Source organism: Streptomyces sp. NPDC040545 (genome assembly GCF_055595065.1).
Map to the genome: position 1 here is coordinate 104,996 of NZ_JBVIWA010000020.1, position 17,698 is coordinate 122,693.

At 68.2% G+C, this 17,698-nt stretch carries 17 protein-coding genes and 4 pseudogenes; 16 read left to right on the forward strand and 5 right to left on the reverse strand.

Translation table 11 applies throughout. From position 1 onward, the window contains the following. The first annotated feature begins 66 nt into the window (after positions 1 to 66). From ACZ573_RS30645 to ACZ573_RS30665, 5 genes and pseudogenes are all read left to right on the forward strand, one after another. The gene (locus ACZ573_RS30645; protein ID WP_471310334.1) at positions 67 to 351 is read left to right on the forward strand and encodes an N-acetyltransferase; all 285 of its coding nucleotides are present in this window, start codon (positions 67 to 69) and stop codon (positions 349 to 351) included. A 1,090-nt stretch (positions 352 to 1,441) separates the two neighbouring features. Then, positions 1,442 to 1,624 carry a hypothetical protein gene (locus ACZ573_RS30650; RefSeq protein WP_471310336.1) on the forward strand — a complete coding sequence of 61 codons (183 nt, stop codon included), beginning with the start codon at positions 1,442 to 1,444 and terminating at the stop codon, positions 1,622 to 1,624. A gap of 192 nt (positions 1,625 to 1,816) precedes the next feature. Then, a complete protein-coding gene (locus ACZ573_RS30655) occupies positions 1,817 to 2,590 on the forward strand; it encodes a hypothetical protein (protein WP_471310339.1) in 774 nt (257 codons plus the stop codon). Between the two features lie 669 nt (positions 2,591 to 3,259). After that, a complete protein-coding gene (locus ACZ573_RS30660; protein ID WP_471310341.1) occupies positions 3,260 to 3,580 on the forward strand; it encodes a hypothetical protein in 321 nt (106 codons plus the stop codon). 136 nt (positions 3,581 to 3,716) lie between these two features. Beyond that, positions 3,717 to 4,252 (forward strand): annotated as a pseudogene (locus tag ACZ573_RS30665) (IS701 family transposase); the annotation flags it as partial. A 369-nt stretch (positions 4,253 to 4,621) separates the two neighbouring features. Here the strand turns inward: ACZ573_RS30665 and ACZ573_RS30670 are convergent. Beyond that, entirely contained in the window at positions 4,622 to 4,927 is a 306-nt protein-coding gene (locus ACZ573_RS30670; protein WP_471310344.1) for a hypothetical protein, read from the reverse strand. A 1,603-nt stretch (positions 4,928 to 6,530) separates the two neighbouring features. Here ACZ573_RS30670 and ACZ573_RS30675 point away from each other — a divergent pair. Further along, on the forward strand, positions 6,531 to 7,931 hold the full coding sequence (locus ACZ573_RS30675; protein ID WP_471310345.1) for a hypothetical protein: 1,401 nt from the start codon (positions 6,531 to 6,533) through the stop codon (positions 7,929 to 7,931). Between the two features lie 4 nt (positions 7,932 to 7,935). Next, entirely contained in the window at positions 7,936 to 8,781 is an 846-nt protein-coding gene (locus ACZ573_RS30680) for an FkbM family methyltransferase (protein WP_471310346.1), read from the forward strand. On the opposite strand, the gene ACZ573_RS30685 is transcribed toward ACZ573_RS30680, so the two are convergent. The 4 genes and pseudogenes from ACZ573_RS30685 to ACZ573_RS30700 all read right to left on the reverse strand — a co-directional run bounded on the left by ACZ573_RS30685 (position 8,758) and on the right by ACZ573_RS30700 (position 11,433). Next, complete coding sequence (locus ACZ573_RS30685; RefSeq protein ID WP_471310348.1) at positions 8,758 to 9,027, reverse strand: hypothetical protein; 270 nt, start codon at positions 9,025 to 9,027, stop codon at positions 8,758 to 8,760. The two genes, ACZ573_RS30680 and ACZ573_RS30685, sit on opposite strands and share 24 nt — an antisense overlap. Next, the gene (locus ACZ573_RS30690) at positions 9,024 to 9,296 is read right to left on the reverse strand and encodes a hypothetical protein (RefSeq protein ID WP_471310352.1); all 273 of its coding nucleotides are present in this window, start codon (positions 9,294 to 9,296) and stop codon (positions 9,024 to 9,026) included. The genes ACZ573_RS30685 and ACZ573_RS30690 overlap by 4 nt, the downstream gene beginning before the upstream one ends. Before the next feature lie 296 nt (positions 9,297 to 9,592). After that, positions 9,593 to 10,297: pseudogene (locus ACZ573_RS30695) on the reverse strand (molybdopterin cofactor-binding domain-containing protein); the annotation flags it as partial. A gap of 38 nt (positions 10,298 to 10,335) precedes the next feature. After that, positions 10,336 to 11,433 (reverse strand): carboxylate-amine ligase, encoded by a 1,098-nt coding sequence (locus ACZ573_RS30700; RefSeq protein ID WP_471310354.1) that lies wholly within the window; start codon positions 11,431 to 11,433, stop codon positions 10,336 to 10,338. A gap of 273 nt (positions 11,434 to 11,706) precedes the next feature. Here ACZ573_RS30700 and ACZ573_RS30705 point away from each other — a divergent pair. The 9 genes and pseudogenes from ACZ573_RS30705 to ACZ573_RS30745 form a co-directional block, all read left to right on the forward strand. Further along, positions 11,707 to 11,826 (forward strand): annotated as a pseudogene (locus tag ACZ573_RS30705) (aminotransferase class I/II-fold pyridoxal phosphate-dependent enzyme); the annotation flags it as partial. After that, a pseudogene (locus ACZ573_RS30710) lies at positions 11,814 to 12,083 on the forward strand (SDR family oxidoreductase); the annotation flags it as partial. The pseudogenes ACZ573_RS30705 and ACZ573_RS30710, both read left to right, overlap by 13 nt. 463 nt (positions 12,084 to 12,546) lie before the next feature. After that, positions 12,547 to 12,789 (forward strand): DUF6479 family protein, encoded by a 243-nt coding sequence (locus ACZ573_RS30715; protein WP_471310357.1) that lies wholly within the window; start codon positions 12,547 to 12,549, stop codon positions 12,787 to 12,789. Positions 12,790 to 12,873: 84 nt separating this feature from the next. Next, positions 12,874 to 13,017, forward strand: coding sequence for a hypothetical protein (locus ACZ573_RS30720; protein ID WP_471310359.1), 144 nt, complete (start codon positions 12,874 to 12,876; stop codon positions 13,015 to 13,017). Positions 13,018 to 13,132: 115 nt separating this feature from the next. Beyond that, a complete protein-coding gene (locus ACZ573_RS30725; RefSeq protein ID WP_471310362.1) occupies positions 13,133 to 13,546 on the forward strand; it encodes a CBS domain-containing protein in 414 nt (137 codons plus the stop codon). A 662-nt stretch (positions 13,547 to 14,208) separates the two neighbouring features. Continuing rightward, positions 14,209 to 15,231, forward strand: a complete 1,023-nt coding sequence (locus tag ACZ573_RS30730) for an ATP-dependent DNA ligase (protein WP_471310365.1) — start codon at positions 14,209 to 14,211, stop codon at positions 15,229 to 15,231. A 451-nt stretch (positions 15,232 to 15,682) separates the two neighbouring features. Further along, a complete protein-coding gene (locus ACZ573_RS30735; protein WP_471310367.1) occupies positions 15,683 to 16,084 on the forward strand; it encodes a cofilin family protein in 402 nt (133 codons plus the stop codon). Between the two features lie 252 nt (positions 16,085 to 16,336). Then, positions 16,337 to 16,663 carry a plasmid stabilization protein gene (locus ACZ573_RS30740; protein WP_471310370.1) on the forward strand — a complete coding sequence of 109 codons (327 nt, stop codon included), beginning with the start codon at positions 16,337 to 16,339 and terminating at the stop codon, positions 16,661 to 16,663. Positions 16,664 to 16,872: 209 nt separating this feature from the next. Beyond that, on the forward strand, positions 16,873 to 17,148 hold the full coding sequence (locus ACZ573_RS30745) for an isoamylase early set domain-containing protein (protein ID WP_471310373.1): 276 nt from the start codon (positions 16,873 to 16,875) through the stop codon (positions 17,146 to 17,148). Positions 17,149 to 17,698 lie beyond the last annotated feature (550 nt).

Below are 17,698 nucleotides of genomic sequence, written 5' to 3' on the forward strand. Positions count from 1 at the left end.
CGGGGCGAAGCCGCCGGATATGCCTACGCCGCCGCCCTGCCCCCCAACACCGCATGGTGGGCCCACATGCTTGAGCCGCTGCCAGCCGAGGAGACCGCCGAGGACGGCGCACGGACCCTCGCCCTCTTCGAAATCATGGTCCGGGGCCCGTGGCGGGGCACCGGACTGGCCCGCCGCATCCACGAGGAACTGCTGACCGGCCGCACCGAGGAACGCGCCACCCTCCTCGTCGAGCCCGGCCACCCGAAGGTGAAGACCCTCTACGAGGGCTGGGGGTACGAGCACGTCGGCGACCAGCAGCCCTTCCCCGACGCCCCCGTGTACTCCACCATGCTCCGCCGCCTCGGATGAGGTGAGCCGCACCATCGCGGCCGGCGAGGTGGGGCCCCTCACCTCGACCGGCTGCTTTTCGTGTCCGGCTGCCCGCGCCGACCCTGCGGACCGGCCACTTTCGGCCAATGTGCGACACCCTCGCGGTTGGAGCTCGCCCGATGAGTGGGACTCCTAAGTTGATCAGCAGAAAGTGCCCTGGTGGCTGGTCTGCGATCACGCGCCGGAACGTGGCCGAGACGGTGCGCTCTACCAGTGCCACGACGAGGTGCGGGAGCCCCGGGCGAAATCCGAACCTCCCGCGCGTCTTCCCTCGTCGGTGCCCAACACGCCACCCACAGAGGTGACTTCGGCATGCTCGCACAGCCTGGGGACTGGACTCGCGTTCCTATCTACCGGCGTCCGCCGACCACCGCGGACATCGCCCTCGCCTTCGGCGCGTTCGCCGTGGCCTTCGTGGTCACCTCCGAGCAGGACAAGCCCGCGTGGTGGGCAGTGAGCCCCCGGTGGTCCTCCTGCTGGCACGGTGCCTTGCGGTATCGGCGCCGCCGCCCGCCGTCACGCCTGACAGCCGCCAAGTCCACCGATGGGAATCAGCGAAGCCTGGATGGCCCGACACCAGAGCCCGCCGCGGACTGACCGCAATGTTCGGGATCCCGCTGGAGGCGCTCGGCTTCCGCCCCCACCACACGGGCGCCAGGCCGGCGGGATGACAACGGAGGACGCGGTGCGACGGCGTTCGTTCCTGCAGGGGGTCCTCGGGGCCGCCCCGCTGGGAGAGGCGCAGATCAGGCCCTGGAGACGTCACCGTGAAGCGGCGAGCCGGGGGCAGGGCGCCGTCATTCACTCCTCGCCCTGCGGCAGGGCCGGCGCTGCGTCCGTTCGGCCTTGAGCATCAGCCTGGAGATCCGGCGGGCTCGCAACGCCGCCCGCACCGACAACGAGGAGGAGACGAGCTGATCGGGGAGGCGGAAGCCGTGTACTGCAGGACGCTGGCGGTGCAGGGACGGGCCCCCGCACACGGGGCACGCGGGCACGGCATTCCCCCGGGGCGTCACGGTGCCGGGCCGGTCGGGGTGACCCCGACCGGCGGCCCGGCGTTGTTGTCTGCATGGACGAGTTGCTGGATGTGCTCCTCGACGGGGTCACCGAGCCGCGCCTGAAGCTGATCAGCGGGGACGAGGCGAGGGCCCTGATGGTTCTCCTCGGGGTGCTCGACGATGACGCGCAGCCTGAGGAGGTCCGCCGTGCCGCGGGGGAGATGCGCTTCCGCCTCAGTTCCCGTCTGACCTGAACCCGAGCCGCTACGACACCTTTCTCGTAGGCGAGGGTGACACCTGGGCAGGGGAGGGTCCACCAGTGGTCGTTACTCACTGGCTGAGCGCGGCGCGGGCATGAGCGGAGAGCCGAGTTGACGGAAATGGGTGAGCGCCTTCCGCAGTCTCGCTACGCTTCGCCAACCGCAAGTTCACAACCAGGGGGCATCGTGCGTCACCGCACCTTCGCGGCCGCCGCCGTACTCGTCACTGCCACCGCGTGCGCCGCCCCATTGGGCAGCAAGGCCGACGGCGCGAAGCCTTCGGCCACGGCAACGCCGGAGGGTTCCGTTCCGAGCCCGACGACGTCGGTCTCTGTGCCCACGCCCAGTACGTCGTCCGCCACACCAATCACGCCCCGGCTCACACCTGTCACGATCGACGACTGGCGCTACGGGTATGCCTGGCGGGGTTACTTCACGGACGTCAAGGGTTCCGGCGGGCAGTACGACAAGCCCGGCGAAGTGCACGTGACGCTGACGGTGCAGATGACCGTCACCGACGACCGCCGCCCTGAAATCCCCTCTCCGAACAGCCTGTGGGTAGGTCAGAACTACGGTTTCGCCTTCTTCGTCAAACCGTCGATGTTCCCCGACTGTCTTCCCCTGGAAGGTGTCGGCCTGTGCGAGCTGTCCTCCGGCTCGTTCTACAGCGGCTGCGAGGAACTACGTAACGACGGCGACGGAACCAACTTCCCGCCGAACGGCCGACTGATCATGAGCTGCCGGCTAGAGGCTCCGCTCCCCGAGTCGGTGAAGCCGAGTGATTTCAAGGTTGGCGTCCACTACGACGAATGCTGTGAGTCAGACGCGAAGCACCGGGTGTGGCTGCCGTTCCAAGACTTGTCGGCGCCGCCGCCGAAGAGTGAGCCGGAGCCCGAGCCGAAGGTCGGACAAGCATGGGACCGCCCGTCTCCCGGCACGCCGGCGCGCCTTCGCGGGTAGACGGGATGGGTCGAAGGCGCTCCGCCAACTACGGCTCGGCGACGGCGTGGGTGTGCGTACACGCGGAACTTGGCCTCTGCCCGGCAATGACACGACAGGTGTGGTGCGGTGGGTGTGGTGCTTGACCTGCTCGTTCACCCCTCAGGGGCCCTCGGGGCCTGCGGCGGGCGGTCCGCATCTGGTCCACTGGCCCCATCTGGGTGCGGATCGGTGGGCGGGTACGTTGCCTCCCGTGGCTGACTTCTTGATCGTGATCACGACCGTGGACAATCAGGGCGCTGCGCGGAAGCTGTCGCGCTCGGCGGTGGAGGCGGGTCTGGCCGCTTCCCCGTCTCTTTCGGATCTTACCGGTTAAGCCCGTGTCGTCTGGTGCCGTGCCTCGCAAGGCGGAGGGGCGCCCGAGTACTGGACGTACTTGGGCGCCCGGACAACGCGGCGAGGTGCGGTGCCAGGCGGCAGGGGGCACCTCCCAGCCCCCTGGGGCTGGGGGAGGGGCAGGCAAGATCCGAAAGAGACGGCCTAGCCCTCCGCACGCTCCGGTAGCGCGCCGATCGGGGAGAGGGGCCGGTGGGGATCCAACCGCTTGACCATCAGACGGGCCGGCGTCATTGGTCTGATCGAAGCGACTCCCCCGGAGAGGTCGAACACGCGCGCCGTGGTCGCGGTCGAGTGCTCGACCTGGCCCGCGTCCAGGTACGCCGATTCGGCAAGGGCGCCTTCGACGGATTCCTGGACCTGAACCAGGAGCCGTGGACGGATCTCAGGGAGGACGGCCTGCTTATCTGGGCAGGCACGGAGCACGAGAACCTGTATTGCTGGAGGGCCGACGGTGGCGACCCCGACCGTTGGCCTGTCGTGGTCCGGTCCTTCGACGGTGAGGACGTCGCCTTCGACTGCCAAGCCGCTGACTTCGTCTGCCGCATCCTCATCGATCCACATCACCCGTTCACGATGGCCCGCTTTTTCGATACTCACTGGTTCATGAACTAGGGGTAAAGCGACTGACCGAGCCCTGCTGTCAACGGCATCCACAGCGCGGTTGGCCGTGCCTTCGGGGAACAGGGCGGAAGCCCTCACCTGTCACGGCAGACTCGCCCATTGCTGGCGGGGTCGCTGCGGGAACGGGTACGGCGACTGGGCCGTCATCGATCTCACCGAGGCGGCGCCGGGCAGCCGCCAGCTCCTGGTCCGCCGCAACCGCACCACCGGCGAACTCGCCTACTACCGCTGCCTCTCACCCCAGCCGGTGCGGCTGACCGAGCTCGTGCGGGTAGCCGGATCCAGATGGCGTGGGGAAGAGAGTTCCAAATCGAGAAAGGGCTGGCCGGACTCGATGAGCACCAAGTCCGCCGCTACCCCTCCTGGAGCCGCTGGGTCACCCTCGCGATGCTCGCTCACGCCTTCCTGGCCGTCGTCCGCGCCGACGAACACGCCCGCAACCCCGCCCCGAACGGGCTGGTCCCGCTGTCCTGTAACGAGATCCAGCGCCTGTTCATCACGCTCGTCTTCCAGCCCCTCCACGATGTCGCCCACCGACTCGGCTGGTCCGACTGGCGACGCCGCCATCAGCAGCGATTCCGCACCAGCCATTACCAGCGACAATCCGCATGCCAGACATGTAGATCACGATCTACAGCTGGAGTATTGCTCGACTACTTCTAAAACACTTTGTCGGGGCGAAACGCTCTTTAGGCCCCGACGAACTGGATAAACGTCAAGCTCAGCAGACCCCTCGGCGACTTCATGCCTGGCGACGTCGTGGTGGAAGCCGGTGGCGAGTCGCCGGTGGTAGTGAGCGCGATGCTCCTCGGGCTGTCGATGAGGGTTTTTGCGGTTGCCCGAAGGGTGGTCAGGTCCCAGACCCGCCCTTGCCGACTTCACCGGCACGAGCATCAGCAACGCCACACGGTGGACTGTATACGCGAAGCGTGACTGGTTCGACTACATCGCCTGTCGCAAGCAACCCGACAGACCGCGCTCAGCCGGCTCCAAGGCCGACCGAGCTCATTGCCCGCGCGCACCACGAAGCGTCTACTGGTCAGAGGGATCGGTGAACGAGATCGGCTTGCCTGTGGCGTGGGCGTATGCGATCTCCCTGCTCGTGGACTCGCCGATATACCCGCCTGGGTTGACGACCAGAACCCGGTCAGCAAGGTCGATCTTGCGCAGATGGAGGGCGTCCAGCGCGATCTTCTGCTTGTTGGTGATCAACTCGTCCGCCTCGCCGGGCGCGACGACGATGACACCTGCGAAGGTCAGATCACGGTTCGCCGCACGCATCTCGTCCACGAACCGGGTAGAGCCGCAGATGCAGACGATCTCAGGGCGGTCGGGCACGGCTCAGTCCTTCGGGTCGAACGGGAAACCGTTAGTTGCACGTTGACATCACAGACGGGCACACGAGCCAACAGTTTACGCAGCGAGATAGGGACACCACGTGGCTGCATCGTCGCAGGCGGAAGGTGTGGCCCGTGCTGAGAATGACGCTGCTCGACGCCGAAGTCCGGGGTGCACCCGGCTCACCGGCTTCCTTCAGCAACACTGCCGCATCCCTCAGCGCTACCGCCGCGGCCTCTGCGGCACCTCCGCGCCGGCATAGGGCACCTGCAGAACGAGTGCGCTCCGCCAATACCCCTCAAGACCCTCGGCTCGTGCCTGGAATGCCACCACGGCACTCCGGCCGACCCCAGCTCCTACTTCGCGCCCCGGCCACGGCGAGCACGCCGAGGACGACCGACCGCTGGAACCGCCTCGGCAACGGCGACTCCTCCGCCCGCCCGGAGCGGGGCGGCCGGCGTGTGGCAGCGGTGGGAGGACGGGGCGGGCGCGGAGCCGGGTGTCCAGGCGGTCGGCCTCGGCGGCCAGCGCGTCGGCGTTGTCGGTGGTGAGGGCGACGTTGCGGCACTCCAGCCGTTGGCAGTCGTGCGGGACTGGAACCGCTCGGCTTCCGGGGGCGGAGCGGGGTCGGCCCAGTGCCTTGTCCGGGTTGAAGACGCAGGTGACGTAGGTGCCGGGGTAGACCTCGGGGTCGTCGCGGGCCAGGGCGCGGCGCAGGCGGCCCGGGTCGGTGACGACGGAGCCGGTGAACCCGGTGCGGTGGTGGAAGTCGGCGGCCGGTAGGCGTTGACCCAGGTGATCATGCGGTTGATCAGCTCGTTGCTGGAGCGCAGCGTCATTGCTCCGGCCCGGATGCACTCCGCCAGGTAGAGGTTGCGCAGGAGCGGGTCGGTGGCGGGCGGTTGGAGACGTTCGAGGACGGCGACGGCGCGGGCGGCCGGGGCGCCGATGATCCAGGTGGCGAGGGTGCCGGCGGGGTCGCTCTCGCCCTTGAAGGCAAGGCCGGTGATCGCCCACCGGTAGGGCTGACCGGAGCCGTCGAGCAGGGTGTGGGTGCTGCCGCGGCGCAGGTGCTTGATTACGGGTGCAGGGGTGTCGTTCCCACCATGCGCAATCCTCGCCCAAGGCGGATGGGCCAGCGCGCTGGTCGAGGCCGTGGGTACGCGCCACCCGCGAACGCCCGCTCATGGCAGCCGACGACCGGATGCCAGCGGGTTGGAGGAGGGGGCTTTGGCGCGGTACCGGTGGGTAAAAAGGAAGGTGGTGCTCTGTGTTGCTCCGGTGCGGAGGATCACGGTTCGGTTCTGGTGAAGGGGGGCCCGCGGCCAGTCCGGTTGCGGACGGACGGGCAGGGGCCGATGTGCTCGGCCCGCAGGGGTTGCTCGGTGGGAACGGCTCGACGTGCCAGAGCGCCAGGTCGTGCTGGTTGGGTGATGTCCCAGATAGTGGTGTCGGAGGTGAGACTGTCCTGCCTGATTCGGGATCGGAAAGAGGTCCTCGGCCAGGTTTTCTGATCCGGCTCGTACGAGAACTCCGTCCGCTCACATCCCCTTCTCACCGGGCATTGGGATGTGTTTGACTGAGCGCGCACCGACGGGGATTCATGTTCGTTCTGAGGGGGGTGCTCGACGCTATGGTCCGCGATGAACCGTTCGGTCCTACTGCCATGGGTGCGACTTCGCAGTTCGCGGCCCTGGAGCCGATTTGGGCAGGAATCAGCTCCACGAGACAATTGCGCGCGTTGCTTGTTTTCGGTGCACTGTTCAACGAACGCGTCTTCGTGCATGACACGCAACTGCTCGATAACCCGAGGGTTGTCGGTGATTTCGCCAAGCCGGATCTGCGGGGAAGTAACTTCTATCGATTGCTCCGTGAACTCATAGCTGCCAGAGTCGTGGCGGTAGGACTCCGTACTGACACCTACCTTCGCCGAGAGGACCAGCGCGTTCCGGTCAGCTCTCTTGCCGATGTACTGAGCAATTGGAAGAGGAACAGTCCGGATGGCAGTGGATGGGTCATCTCGCCGATCTCCGAGGTTCGGGAACGGATGATCGCTGACCTTGACAGTGTGCTCGCCGACGGTTCCATCGTCGTTCCTTACGACCATGCGCGGGCGAAGGACGGCTTCATGCGTCAAGTGCGCAGCGCAGCGAACTCAACCGATTCGGTTCTGGCCGCATTGCTGGCTGAGCAGCCGAGTGAGCTGCGCCGCCGATATGACGAGGTCCTGGCGCGACCGCAGTTCTCGCACTCTCCGGTCTTTGCATTGCTGCACGACTCCGGGCTGCCGGTCTCCAGCCCGCTCATCCAAATCCATGGTCTGTTCGACGAGACGGCCCACGCCGAGCTCGTCAACGCCCGGATCCTGGGTTCTGACTGGGACACGGGCCAGAGTACGGGTCTGGCCGAGGCCGTTCTCAGCGGTGATGGGGCCGAGCAGGGCAGAGCCGACAATCGGTTGGAGATGTCCGAGCTGATGGAGACGGCCTACCGCATGGTCGAGGGTCCGCCGCCCGATCTGCTCGCCATGCTGCGCCTCGAAGAAATCATGGCGCTGAGGGAGCAGGCCGCCGAGCTGTTTGAGATCCAGTCGTATTTCGAGGCCCGCGACGCCGAGACCGCGGACGCGGCGCTGGAGGCCGCCCTGGCCGACTGCGCGGCGGACCATTGGCAGCGTGTCTGCGAACACATCCGGTCCACGCGCCCTCATCAGACTGTCGAGTCGACCAGGCTCGGAATCTTCCTGCGCCGCAAACTGCCGCGGCTCGCACGGGTGGCGGAACGCTGGGCGACGTCCGGTTTGTCGACGTTCACCGAGGTGGCGATCAGCGCGGTGCCCTTGGTCGGAGGCGGTATCGGCGATGACCTGAAGGAGCGCATGGTCAGCCGCGCGACCCTGGATTTCGTGTTCTTCACGGAGTCGTCGCGCATGCGCGAACTGCGGGACTTCTCCCCGAACCGCAGCTGGATCTCGCCCGGCGCGCGATCGATCGAAGGTCGCTGAATTCATGCTCGAGACGGCCAAGCTCGTCGAGAGCGACGGATTCTGGTGGACGGTTCGGCCCGGCAGCGGCGATCGCATGGGCCCGGGCCCGCATGAACAGGACATCTGGCGCCTCCTTCGCTCGTTCGGCGCGGCGGACGACGTCTTCATCGATGTCGGGGCTCATGTCGGTCATTTCGCGGTCCGGCTCGCCGGATCGTTCTCCCGTGTCGTGGCGATCGAGCCGAACCCGGCCGCCGTTCAGGTCTTGCGCGCCAACCTCCGGCTCAATGGAATCGGCAACGTCACCATTCATCCGGTCGCGGCCCACGACACCCCGGCCCGCCTGCGCCTGTGGGATCCCTTCAACGTCATGGCCGGTCCGTGCACTCGGAGCCTGGCGCCCGGAGACCCTGCGGACCCGCCCGCCGACTGCATTCCGTCCACTCTGTTCACCACGGACCACTGCCTCGGCGCATTTCTGGAGGAGACGGAGGGCCTCCCGATCGACGCGATAATGGCTGGTTCCAATGAGCGGGTCGGCCTCATGAAGCTCGACGTAGAAGGCCATGAGGCGAAAACCCTCGCGGGAGCCACCGCTACCATTCGAGCGCACCGGCCGACGCTCCTGATCGAGATGCACGACCCGATGTACGGCCCGCACATCAGGCACGAAGTCGTCGACCAGCTGAGTCGGCTCGCGTACTCCTGGTGCGAGTTCTCTCTCTATCAGAGGTCGAAGATGACGCCCTCGGACATGTGTCCTTACATTTATGCCGAACCCGCTGACCAGAACCGAGCTGACGAGTTCCGTCGTTTCGCCGACCACGTCAACAAGGACGCCGCCTCACGCTGGATCAGTGCGCCGTGAGACGTCCAGCACGATGAGGTTCATCTGTTCCGGCCGAACCCAGCACAGTGCGTCGAAGTCCCCGATCTCGGCTTTGGCGAGTCCTGCCTCCTCGTCGATGTCACGCAGGCCGCCGGAGTCCAGATCGGTGGAGAAGTATTCCAGCCAGTTCACCAGGAAGCGCGCAGCCAGGGGATCGTCACCGTGCAGCGCTCTCAGGGTCTCGGCGGCCGGCTCGGCCAGCAGGATTTCGAAGTAGCCCTTCACCGGGCCAACTCCCGCCTCAGCACGTTCAGCCGTATGGTGGGCATTTCGACCCCCAACTCCGCGATCAGCCGCAGGCCCCGCACCCGATCACCCGCATCCGCCGAAGCAAGCAGAGCTTCCTCCCCGGCCAGCGCCATCGCGTGGGAAACCACCGCGGCAACCGTTCGCCCGTCGCGCTCCACCAGCACGACCTCCCCAGCCCCGGCATCCTCAACGGCTCGCTCGACCGCCTCCACGGTGGCCGGCAGCCGCAATATCCGGTTCTCCATGACAGCTCTACTCCTGGTCTCCCTCACTACGTCAACACTCGTCCATGCTGGGATGCCCTTGATGATGGCGGCCGAATCGCCGATATGGACGATGGGTGTCTGCAGTGTCTTGCCCCGAAGTCTTGGACAGCTCCCTCCGAGTTCTTCCTCTACAGCTTGACGCAGCCAAGCCGTACCGCGTTATCGACGGCACGACGATGCGCCTCGCCTGGCCCGGGCGAGAAATGAGAACGGCCCGCCCTCCATCTCGGTACGGATCACGACCGGGCCCGGCGGACAGGGTAAAACCGGCCTCATTCCGAGGTCTCCACGAAGTGGACCTCGGTGCGCGGGACATCGGCGTACTGGGGGAGCCGGTAGCGGCGGAAGGCGGCCGTGGTGACCCCGCCGCGTTCGTTCACCCGTACGGTCTCGAAGAGGGTCGCGCCCAGGGCCTGGGCCACGCCGCCCTCGACCTGGCCGCGGCCGCTCCGCGAGCGAGTTCGCCGCCAGCATCACCGCCTTGCCCGCCACCACCGTGCCGGCCGATCCGAACGCGCTGGCGGACGGTGATCCGGTCGACCATCGTGTTCAGCGCGCCGGCCGTGATCTGCTTGTCGACGGTGGTCGTGCCGTTGCCGAACTCCGCGGTGCCGACCGCGATGTCGTACGTGCCGTCGCGCAGCAGACCGATCCGGGCGTCGGCGAAGTGGCCGCCCGGCGGGCCGGTCGCGATCATGGCGACGGCCGATCCCGTGCCGGTGAGCCAGCCCTCCGGGACGTCCTCGTGGCTGCGGTCCTCGGCGATGGCCTTGCGCACCACGTCCATGCACTGCTTCATCCCGTAGGAGGCGATGAAGAGGTCCTCCTCGTGACCGATCGGGGTGACCATGTGGTCGCCGGCGCCGATGGCGTTCTTCTCGCGCAGTTCGAGCGGGTCCATGCGGAGCCGGACGGCGAGCTCGTCCATCACCGATTAGAGGGCGAAGAGGACCTGGCTGGCCCAGGCCGTATCCGCGGAAGACGTTCTGGTTCTCGGCTTCCCTCCCAGGCCGGCGGCTCAGGCGCTGGTGGCTCCTGAGGTGATCAGCGCGCCGACCGCCGGTAGGCCCGCCTCGGCAAGGGCGCGGCGCTGGCGGTCGGCCGACGTTCCCTGCCGGAGCAGCCGATGGACGAGCGAGATCACCTCGCGGTGGTCACCGTTCTCCTCGAGGGCGGGGCCGATGTAGCGCAGGAGCGCGCACACCACGTCCGTGCTGCTCCGCAGTCGTCCCTCCGGGTCCACCAGCGTGCTGCTGATCCCGTGCCGGGCCGCATGCCAAGTCGCCGCTTGCAGGAGCTCCGGCCGGCATGGCGTGTGAGCGACTCCCGCCTTTTCCTCGGCGATCGCGGTGGCGGCGAGCCCGCGGACGACTCCGGCGAGCATCACCGCGTCGTCCGCCTCCAGCTGCACGTCACAGCAGCGCACCTCAAGAGTGGGGTATCGCTCCGAGAGCCGGGCCTGCCAGTACAGCTGCCCCCGGTCCGGAATCACCCCGGGCCGCCCCACCAGGGCATCGGCCCGCGCCTCGTAGTCCGCGAGCCCCGCGAAGTGCGGTGGTGGACCGCTGACCGGCCAGCGGCCGAAGATGATCGTGCGCCAGCTGGCGAACCCGGTGTCCCGCCCGTCCCACAGAGGCCCGTTCGCGGACATCGCCAGCAGGGTGGGAAGCCAGACGCGCAGCCGGTTCAGGACGGCTACCCCGGTTTCGCGGTCGGGCATCCCCACGTGGACGTGCATCCCGCAGATCAGCTGCTCGTCGACCAGCAATCGGGCCTCCTCCTGCATCTTCACGTATCTCGCCGTGCTGGTGATGGGTACGGGCACGACATCCCGGACCGGCGAGGTGGCGGAGATGGCGATGCGGCAGCCGTTCGCCTGCGCGGCGGAGGCGACCGCATGGCGCAGCCGCAGGAGATGGCCTCCCACCTCTTCGAGAGCCGTGCACACGGGGGTGGCGACCTCGATCTGCGCCTGGAGCAGTTCGTCCTGGACCTCTCGCTCTTCCGCGAGGGGTGCCAGGCGGGCCGTGGCGCGCACCTCCTGCACGAGCGGTGTCGGAAGGAGCGTCTCCGGGTCGACCAGCAGGTACTCCTCTTCGACGCCAACAGTGATCATGCTGGGTGGTACCCCGTACTTGCAGTGATCACCCAGTAATGGGGTATTACGGCACCACATTGAGGCACATGCTGGCATTTCCCGTTTCGGGGTGTGAGCGCTCGGCCGTTCAGGGTGGACGACGCGGCGACGTGGCCACTCCTTCGGTCCTGTTCTGCTTCTTTCTCCCGGCGCCTGCCCTCGGGCCGCAGCCGGGCCCCGACCGGCTCCGACTGTCCGCCGGAACGGATTTCGGAGGTGTTTTCGCTCGATGGCTCCGGGCAGGCGCGAAACATGGACCAGTCGAAGGCGCCTGTACTCGAGGCATTGGCCGCATACCATGCTGACGGCCAGACCCCGTTCATACCGCCAGGACACAAGCAGGGCCGGGACGCCGACCCCCGGGTGCGGGCGCGGGCCCCTACTGTGCGGCCAAGGCCCGCTTGGGGCTGCTGACGCAGGTCATGGCCCTGGAGCTGGCCGAGCACGAGATCACCGTGAACGCCGTCGCCCCGGGGGAGATCACTAAGCCGATGACCGGGCAGAAGGACGGGGACGTACGGAGGACGGGCAGGCCCGATATCCCTCTCGGCCGGCCGGGAGACGCCCGCGAGGTCGCCGAGGTCGTCGCCTTCCTCGCCAGCCCCTCAGCCTCCTACGTGACTGGCGCGCCCGGTCCGAATCGGCAGCCCGTGCGAACTCGGGCGTGTGGTCCCCTGCTGCTCACGTCGCCGATGTCGGACGACCCCGAAAACACCCCGCCCACCGGCTGGCTCAGGTAGATCCCGGAGTGGGCGATGTGCTCGCCGAAACGGTCCGAGAGGACGTCTTGGAAGTGGGCGTAGCCCGCCCCAGACGGGCCACCTCGACCGTGGTGCCGGTCGCAGCCGCAACACCTTGGGCCAGCCTCCGGTGTCGTCGACCAACACGTCGAGCGCGGCGGTGGCCGAAGGACAACAACACTGCCAAGGTCCTCCCGGCTCCGCCAACGACTGAACGACGGAGCCGTAAGCCGAGCAGGCCACCACCTGCCGCCGACGCACAGCCGGTGCGGGTGACACCGCGTGCCGACAGTCCCCGTAATGGATTCCTCCGGTGGCCGTTGAAGCGCCCGATCGCGGGTAGGGGCCGGACATGACTGCCCTCCAGACCATCGCCGCAGAAGCCCAGCCGTCGCTCTTCCTCATCGTCGCCGGAGTGGTCCTGGTCGTGCTCCTGGTCGGCGCGTTCTGGTACGGCAGCCGACGGCGGCGCCGTGCCGCGGCCCCGCCCCGGCCGACCGAGCAGAACCCCCTTATGCAGCGCCGTGAGGACTCCTGGCAGACCCCGGAGGAGCACGCACGCGAAGAGGAGAAGCATCGGTATCCCCACCCGTGATGCCCGCGTATCGGCTGCCCCGCCGGTTCCTACGGATACGCGGCACCTGCGCGTCCCATCCAGCGGAAGACAGCAGGTCAGGCTATGGCCAAGCAGAACGGCTCCGGCGACCAGGGGATGCACGACCTCCCGAAAGGCCGCTCCGGGCGCCCCAGCGGAACCAAGGACGCCTCCGCCACCACCGGTGTCGACCCCCAGGACCCTCCCGGTACCCGCACCGCGGGATAGTCCTAAGGCCGCAGCCGTGACCGGGACCCTTCTGAGCCGTGGATGTGTAGGTGATGGAAGGCCGGGCAGGGGCCCTACAAGACGCCTTCCGCTCCTCCGAGACGAGGTGGCCGCGATGACTACCGCGCGCGACATCATGACTCCCGAGCCCGAGTGCATAGACGCTGAATCCACGGTGCTTGAGGCGGCGCAGAAGCTGGCACGCCTCGACGTCGGAGCGTTGCCGATTTGCGGAGCCGACCACAAACTCAAGGGCATGCTCACCGACCGGGACATCGTCACCAAGGTCCTCGCCGAGGGTAAGGACCCGGCGACCTGCAAGGCCGGCGAACTAGCGCAGGGCGAGGCCGTCACCATCGGCGCCGACGACGACGCTTCGGAAATCCTCCACACCATGGCCGAGCACCACGTACGACGGTTGCCGGTGATCGACGGCCACGATCTGGTCGGCATTGTCGCCCAGGCCGACGTGGCCCGTGCCCTGCCCGACCCCCAGGTCGCCGATCTCCTCGAAGCCATCTCCAGCTGAGGCCGCTGCAGCGCACTCAGAGCCTGCACACCGGCACCGGCGCCCGCCATTTTCGTCGTGCGGCCGAGACCAGGGAGGGATCTCGCGGGTAAGCACTCCTGGCAGTGGTACGCCGTCACCGCAGCCGCACTGATCGCCGCATCGCTGCTCGTCTGGTGGGTTGCGATGGCTGTGGTCCGCGACGTTCACGCCACCAGCGCGGTTTGAGTACGGTCGGCGCCGAGAGATCGGCACCATCCCCGGCAGAGCTAAGGCCTCCGGCAACGAGCTGACCATGGCGGAGCAGCTCATCGAAGCCCTGACGAGGAACTGGGATGCGGAGCAGTTCCCCGACACCTTCCGGGAGAAGGTCACTGCCATGACCTAGGCCATGCCGACCGGCGGGACCGCCGAGAAGGCCGAGGCCCCCGGAGCCGACGTGCGTGGCCGACCTCATGGAGGGACTGCGCGCCGGCGTCGAGCGGGCGGGGAGCCCCAAGGCCGGCAAGAGCGCCACTTCTATCAGGACGCGAAGAAGCGGATCCGACGAGCGGTCTGTCGAAGGGCCGACCGCTTCAAGAAGGCCGCCGCCGACATCACCGGACGCTCGCACATGCCCCGAGACGACCTCGGGAAGGCACTGTCCCCATCCCGGAAGTGAACGCAGTAGGGAGGCGTCCAGGGTGGTGTTGCGACCGCCGGTGGAGCCGGTGCTGGCGCGGGCTGTGGAGTCGGTGCCGGGCCCCGGCGTGCTGGGCGAGCTGGCCTTCGAGCAGAAGTTCGACGGCTACCGGGCCCTGCTGTTCACCCCCACCGATCCGGACAGCAGGTTGCTGCTGCAGACCCGGCGCGGGTCGCTGATCCAGGACCATTTCCCCGACCTCGTCGCTGCGGCGGACCGCCTGCCCGGCGGCCTGGTCCTGGACGGGGAGCTCGTCGCCTGGAACACGAAGGTGGGACAGCTGTCCTTCGAGGGCCTGCAGCGCCGCACAGCCGCGGGCGGACGCAGCGCGCGCCGGCTCGCCGCAACGCTGCCCGCGTTCTTCATCGCCTTCGACATCCTGCAACAGGACGGCACCGAGCTGAACAATTACCCCTACCGCCAACGCCGCCTCCGGCTGGAAGCCCTCTTCGCCGAGCACCACCTCTCGACGCCCTGGACGTTGTGCCCGATGACGACGGACCTGCTCAAGGCGCAGCAGTGGCTGGAGTCCTGGAGCGAGATCTCCGGGGTCGAAGGCATCGTGGTCAAAGCCATGAACCAGCCCTACCGGCCAGGACACAGAGACTGGTACAAGCTGCGCAAGCGGAACACCACCGAGGCGATCATCGGCGCGATCGCCGGCACCCTGATCCGACCCCAGCTCCTCGTCCTGGGCCGCCGCGACGCCGTCGGCTGGCTCCGCTCGATCGGCCGCACGGCGCCGCTCCGTGCGGAACTGGCCCGTCTGGTGGGGGGCAACGTGATCGCGGCCGACGTCGGACATCCCTGGGAGGGCCTGCGGTTCGCGTCGGCGTGGGGCAGCCGGGACACCCTGGACGTGACACTCGTCCGCCCCGAGCTCGTCGCGGAGATCAGCGCCGATACCGCCGTCGATGAGGGCGGCGTATTCCGGCACCCGGTCCGCTTCAAACGGCTGCGCCTGGACGTGACCGTGGAGGAGGTGCCGCTGTTCGGTGGCGGTCCGAGCGCGGCCACCGGCTGACCTCGCGGGGGACGTGGCGGCCCGCCTTCAGGGGTGGCGGTGGCCGACTCGGTCGCCGCAAGGGGCGACCCGCTCGTACGAGCTGTCTGCGGGCAGCGGACGCCGGCGTTTGGCCCAGCGCCCGGCGTTTGGCCCGCCTTCCATGTTGGTCGCAAGTGCGGGGCAGGTGGAGTAGTTCCGCTGCGTGTGGCGGGTGAAGGTGGTGGGATCGGCTGGGTGAAGGATCCCTTTGGCTGTGACGCACCGGCTCTCCTGGAGTGTTCCTTGACCGCGGACCTGGAGGCGGCGCGTTGCACCGTTGCCGCACGCGCCACCGACGCGAGAGATCTGTCTCTTCTGCTGGACATGCTCGGGCTGTTGCGGCCCGAGCCCGGCCCGGTGTCACGCCCGCCGGGGAGGAAGGCCGACCCGCATGGGTAGCCCCACAGGCCATGAGCGGAGCGTGGATTCCGTGAGCAGCCCGATCGGCCTTTCAGAAGGCTGCCTTGATGGCCTCCACCACCTGAGGGAGACGCGGGAGATCAATACCGTGATCCTTCGTTTCGCCGACACCCCGGGTGTGCTGGTGGTGGAGGTGGAGGGCAATCTGACCCACGAGGAGCTGGTTTCGGCCCTGCCCTCGGACGAGGCGCGTCTGGTCGTCCACGAACTGTCCTTCGCGACCCCGGAAGGCGCTCGCAGGCGCGAACAGCTGCTGGTCCTCTGGGTGCCTGCGGGTGCCGGCACGCAGGAAGAGGCCTACACCGCCGTGTACGCGGCCCTGAAAGACCACCTCCCGGACGTGCACGTCCACCTCACGGCCAGACGGACACACCAGCTGGAGTACCGAAGGCTGGTTGCCCTGGCCGGTTGAACACCGGCCGCCGCGCAGTCCCCCTCCGCGGCGACCACGAGGCGTCACGCCCTGACGGCCGGCGAATGCCGGGGCGGTGAGACGGACCGCTCTGCGCCATGCTCGTGTCCGGGCCGCGACGACGTGACGGCCGATGGAGCCGAGTGGGTCGACCATGACGGACCCTCCCCCGTCTGGCCCGGCGGAGATGCGTGGCGCTCGCGCTGCGCCCAGCATGACGGTGACCCGACACCATCGAGAGAGGAATGTGTCATGCCCAGAGGCTCCAGCGCGAAGCGTGAGCGTCAGTACGAGCACATCAAGGAGTCCGGTGAACAGCGCGGCATGTCGGAGGGCCGTGCGAAGGAGATGGCTTCCCGCACGGTGAACAAGGAACGTGCGCGTTCGGGGGAGAGCAAGACGGCCAGCCGCAGTTCCACGCAGGGCAAGTCCGCCTCGCAGCGCGGCGGCGAGCGGTCTGGCGGCGGCAGTTCATCGGACCGCACCAAGGACGAGCTGTACCAGGAGGCGAAGGAGCGCAACATCGAGGGCCGCTCGACGATGTCGAAGCAGCAGCTCAAGAACGCCCTCGGCCACTGACCGTCCGCCTCCCCGAGCTCCTGGCCCCGGGCTCACCGCAGACACGCCTCGAGAACCGTCACGCCAACACCGGGGGCGTGACGCGCTCGCCCTTGTGGCACCGGGCGGGTGAAGCTGGTGCCCCGAGCGGCCGCGTGCGGGTGCCTGGCCGCGACGGGGGCCGCAGGATGGGCTGAAACAGCCACCTCCGTCTGCAGGAGCTCTTCGCCATGCTCGAACGCAAACTGCTCAAGGACCGTGCTCAGCTCACCTTCGTCCTGCCCGCCGACACTCCGCCTGGTCCGGTCAGCGTCGTCGGTGACTTCAACGACTGGAAGCCCGGCGCCCACACCCTTGAGCCGCGCGGTGACGGCATGCGCGCGGTTACGGTCAGCCTGCCGACGAAGCGCGTGCACTCCTTCCGCTACCTGGCGGCGGGCGACTACTGGTTCGACGAGGACCACGCCGACGGCCACGACGGCACCAACAGCCTCCTGCACACCTGATCCGACATTCCGGGCGCGGATCCACCCGAGCGGTCGACCCCTGCCTTTGGGGTGACCGCTGGTGGAGTCCTGTGACTACCGCCCCGGTGAGTGGTACGCCGGATGCCGGCGTCACCTCTCGTCCCACGGAGCGGGGGTCGAGCCTGTCCGGGGTGCGGTGGGGGGTGCCATTCGGCGAGGAGGAGCCTGCCGGGGTGGTGGTCGAGGATGGCGCGGACCAGACAGCGCAACGCCCCGGGGCGGGCTCACCCGCGGCGGTGGAGCGTACGACCGTGTCGACGGGGCGGGCCTCTCCGAACTGTTCACCGGTGGCGGAGCGGGCTTCGGTGACCCCGACGGTGTGGATCAGAATGCGGTCTCACGGTTCGGTGAGCAGTCGGTCGGGCAGCCACTGGTCCAAGGCTGCGGGCGAGAACATCGACTCGCCTCCTCCGAAGTGCGACCGGGTGCGACTCCACGAGGCGGTGCATTACGCTGGATACCTTTCGCACGAGTCGCCGTACTGGACTGCGGACCCGTCCACGGGTCAGGCGCGGGGCAGCCATCCGGC

What these genes read in the sequence shown, in the direction of transcription:
- ACZ573_RS30645 (WP_471310334.1), top strand. Translation starts at nt 67, where the DNA reads ATGCTTGAGCCGCTGCCAGCCGAGGAGACCGCCGAGGACGGCGCACGG.
- ACZ573_RS30650 (WP_471310336.1), top strand. Translation starts at nt 1,442, where the DNA reads ATGGACGAGTTGCTGGATGTGCTCCTCGACGGGGTCACCGAGCCGCGC.
- ACZ573_RS30675 (WP_471310345.1), top strand. Translation starts at nt 6,531, where the DNA reads ATGTTCGTTCTGAGGGGGGTGCTCGACGCTATGGTCCGCGATGAACCG.
- ACZ573_RS30680 (WP_471310346.1), top strand. Translation starts at nt 7,936, where the DNA reads ATGCTCGAGACGGCCAAGCTCGTCGAGAGCGACGGATTCTGGTGGACG.
- ACZ573_RS30690 (WP_471310352.1), bottom strand. Translation starts at nt 9,296, where the DNA reads ATGGAGAACCGGATATTGCGGCTGCCGGCCACCGTGGAGGCGGTCGAG.
- ACZ573_RS30700 (WP_471310354.1), bottom strand. Translation starts at nt 11,433, where the DNA reads ATGATCACTGTTGGCGTCGAAGAGGAGTACCTGCTGGTCGACCCGGAG.
- ACZ573_RS30715 (WP_471310357.1), top strand. Translation starts at nt 12,547, where the DNA reads ATGACTGCCCTCCAGACCATCGCCGCAGAAGCCCAGCCGTCGCTCTTC.
- ACZ573_RS30720 (WP_471310359.1), top strand. Translation starts at nt 12,874, where the DNA reads ATGGCCAAGCAGAACGGCTCCGGCGACCAGGGGATGCACGACCTCCCG.
- ACZ573_RS30725 (WP_471310362.1), top strand. Translation starts at nt 13,133, where the DNA reads ATGACTACCGCGCGCGACATCATGACTCCCGAGCCCGAGTGCATAGAC.
- ACZ573_RS30740 (WP_471310370.1), top strand. Translation starts at nt 16,337, where the DNA reads ATGCCCAGAGGCTCCAGCGCGAAGCGTGAGCGTCAGTACGAGCACATC.
- ACZ573_RS30745 (WP_471310373.1), top strand. Translation starts at nt 16,873, where the DNA reads ATGCTCGAACGCAAACTGCTCAAGGACCGTGCTCAGCTCACCTTCGTC.